At 63.3% G+C, this 3009-nt stretch carries 4 protein-coding genes; all 4 read left to right on the plus strand.

Features of this window, described 5'->3' with window-relative positions:
* The coding region (gene tnpA, locus QCE64_RS36185) for an IS66-like element accessory protein TnpA (protein ID WP_310009137.1) at positions 1-431 on the plus strand (431 nt) is incomplete at its 5' end.
* Complete coding sequence (gene tnpB, locus QCE64_RS36190) at positions 428-775, plus strand: IS66 family insertion sequence element accessory protein TnpB (RefSeq protein ID WP_074295443.1); 348 nt, start codon at positions 428-430, stop codon at positions 773-775. The genes tnpA and tnpB, both read left to right, overlap by 4 nt.
* A 51-nt stretch (positions 776-826) precedes the next feature.
* The gene (gene tnpC / locus QCE64_RS36195; RefSeq protein ID WP_310009139.1) at positions 827-2371 is read left to right on the plus strand and encodes an IS66 family transposase; all 1545 of its coding nucleotides are present in this window, start codon (positions 827-829) and stop codon (positions 2369-2371) included.
* Between the two features lie 11 nt (positions 2372-2382).
* Complete coding sequence (locus tag QCE64_RS36200) at positions 2383-2979, plus strand: plasmid pRiA4b ORF-3 family protein (protein WP_310009141.1); 597 nt, start codon at positions 2383-2385, stop codon at positions 2977-2979.
* The last annotated feature ends 30 nt before the right edge of the window (positions 2980-3009 follow it).

Genomic DNA, 3009 nt, shown 5'->3' on the forward strand with positions numbered 1-3009 from the left:
TGGGGACTACTTTGGACACACGGAATGCGCGATCATCGAACCGCAAAGGCAGACCGAATTACACACCAGAGTACCGGCGGCAAGTTGCCGTCGCGGCGTGCGAGCCGGGTGTTTCGGTGGCCAAGCTCTCGCAGGCGCACGGACTGAATCCGAATATGGTGTTCAAGTGGCGCCGGCAACTGCGGGCGGGCCTGTTTGAAGGAGTGGCGCACAGCACAGCGGTGTTGCTGCCCGTAGCGCTACCTGGTGCACCGACCGGCGAGACCGAAGAACCGGCGTCGCTCGCTGTGCAGCCTGTCGAGTCACATCGCGAGAGCGTGCCGGCCGCGTCGCGCATCGAGATCGAACTGAACGGTGCCCGTGTACGCGTCACGGGCATGGTTGACCCCGTGCAGTTGCGCCTCGTGCTGCGCTGCCTGATGCCAGCATGATTGCGCCGCCAGGCGGTACCCGCGTATGGCTGGCAGCGGGCGTTACCGATATGCGCCGCGGCATGGATGGACTTGCCGCGCTGGTGCAGTCAGCACTCGGTCGTGATCCCTTCTCGGGGCACATCTTCCTGTTTCGCGGGCGTCGCGGTGACCTCATCAAGATTTTATGGTGGAGCGGCGACGGCATGAACCTGTACGCGAAGCGACTCGAGCGTGGACGCTTCGTGTGGCCGCAGGCGGACTCGGGAACAGTCCATCTGTCAGCCGCCCAACTGTCGATGCTGCTCGAAGGGATTGACTGGCGGCACCCCGAGCGGACGTGGCAGCCGACGCACGCGGCATAAGGCATGGTGCGGGAGCCCACAAGCGCGTGGCCTTCATTTACACTGGCATGCATGCCAGCCAGCCATCTGCCCGATGACATCGCCGCTCTCAAGCGCATCGTCGCCTCGCGCGACGAGACCATCGCGCAGTTGCTGGCCGAGATCTCGCGACTGAAGCGATGGCAGTATGGCCGCTCATCGGAGCGCATGGCAGAACTGATGGACCAGCTGCAGCTCGCGCTCGGTGAGCTGCCTGTTCATGAACCAGATATGACCGCACCGGCGAAGGTACCTGACGCCGACGCGACTGCGGATACATCGGCCACAACGAACGTCGTTCCGCTGCGCCGCAGGTCACGGCACTTCCCCGCCCATCTTCCCCGCGAAACGGTTGTGCATGCACCGTCAAACTGCGGATGCCTGGAATGCGGCAAACAGATGCGTGTGCTCGGCGAAGACGTCTCGGAGGTACTCGACTACGTGCCCGGCTACTTTAAGGTGCTGCGTCACGTACGTCCGAAGCTGAGCTGCCCGCGCTGTGCAGCAGTAGTACAGGAGCCTGCACCTTCGCGGCCGATAGCACGCTCGATGGCGGGTGCCGGGCTGCTCGCACAGGTCGTCGTCGCGAAGTACGCTGACCATATGCCGCTATATCGGCAAGCCGGTATCTATCGCCGCGCGGGCATCGAACTGGACCGGGCAACGCTGGCTTCGTGGGTGCGTGAAGCGGCAGCGCTGCTGCAACCCCTGTCCGACGCACTCGGCGGTTATGTACGCGCCGCAGACAAGATCCATACCGACGACACGCCCGTGCCGGTGCTGGAGCCGGGGCGTGGCAAGACACGCACGGCGCGCCTGTGGACCTACGTTCGGGATGACCGCCCGGCAGGCAGCCGCGCTCCACCAGCAGTCTGGTACAGGTACTCACCCGACCGCAAAGGTGAGCGGCCTCGGGAACATCTGTCGGGTTATACGGGAATCCTGCAGGCAGATGCCTTCAGCGGGTATGACGCGCTGTATCGTGACGGCACGGTCATCGAGGCCGGGTGCTGGGCCCATGCGCGACGCAAGTTCTACGACCTGTACAAGCTGGATAGCTCACCAATTGCCGAGGAAGCACTGCGCCGCATTGGGGCGCTATATACCGTTGAACGCGAGGTTCGCGGCCAGACGCCGGACGTGCGCCTGTCTGCGCGCCAGCTGCGCTCGGCCCCATTGCTCGCTGAACTGAAGGCCTGGTTCGAACACACGCTGTCACAGGTATCGGCGAAGTCCGGGCTGGCGAAGGCGATCAGATACTCGCTGGGGCACTGGCACGCACTCACACGCTATTGCGAAGACGGGCGCATCGAGGTGGACAACAATACGGCAGAGCGCGCGATCAGGCCGCTGGTCCTCGGCAGGCGCAATTATCTGTTCGCGGGCTCCGACGGAGGTGGCCAGAGCGCGGCGGTGATCTATAGTCTGATCGGTACGGCGCGCCTGAACGGCATCGAGCCGTTTGCCTACCTGCGCACGGTGTTTGAGCGCATCGCCGATCATCCCATCAACCGCATCGACGAGTTGCTGCCGTGGCGCCTGATGCCGGCTGCACACCTCGAGCAGCAAGCCGCCTGACAATCAATCCGATGGTCCAGCCCCGCAAACCTGCCCTGCGCCTGGTCAAGGCGCCAGTGCCCGATTACGTACTGCGCGTTGAACTGAAGTACATCAAGCCGGCGATCTGGCGACGAATCATCGTTCCCGGCTCGATCCGGCTGGGCAAACTGCATGTCGTGCTGCAACTGGCCATGGGCTGGGAAGGCGGTCACCTGCACGAGTTCGTCTTCGGCGAAACCAACTATGGTGAACCTGATGACTTCGGATTCCAGAGCGATCCACCGATGCTCAATGAAGCACGGGTCACGCTGGCGAAGGCGCTGGGCGGGCTGAAGTCATTCACCTACATCTACGACTACGGCGACAACTGGCAGCATCGGATCAAAGTCGAGAAGGCGCTGGTGCCTGATCCAGACATGCGCCGGCCGCTGTGCCTGGACGGGCAGAATGCGTGTCCACCGGAAGACGTCGGTGGAGTGCCAGGATATGCCGACTTCCTCGAGGCGAACACCGATCCGATGCACGAGGAGCACGACCACTTCCTCGAGTGGTGTGGCGGCAGCTTCGATCCCGCCGCCTTCGATCTCGTGCTAACGAATCAGCGGCTCTCAGAGGTCAAGTTCTGATCGTCAAGACGGCCTCAGATTGACGCTTAC

Origin of the sequence: Caballeronia sp. LZ043 (assembly GCF_031451075.1) — a bacterium.
Taxonomy (GTDB): Bacteria; Pseudomonadota; Gammaproteobacteria; order Burkholderiales; family Burkholderiaceae; genus Caballeronia.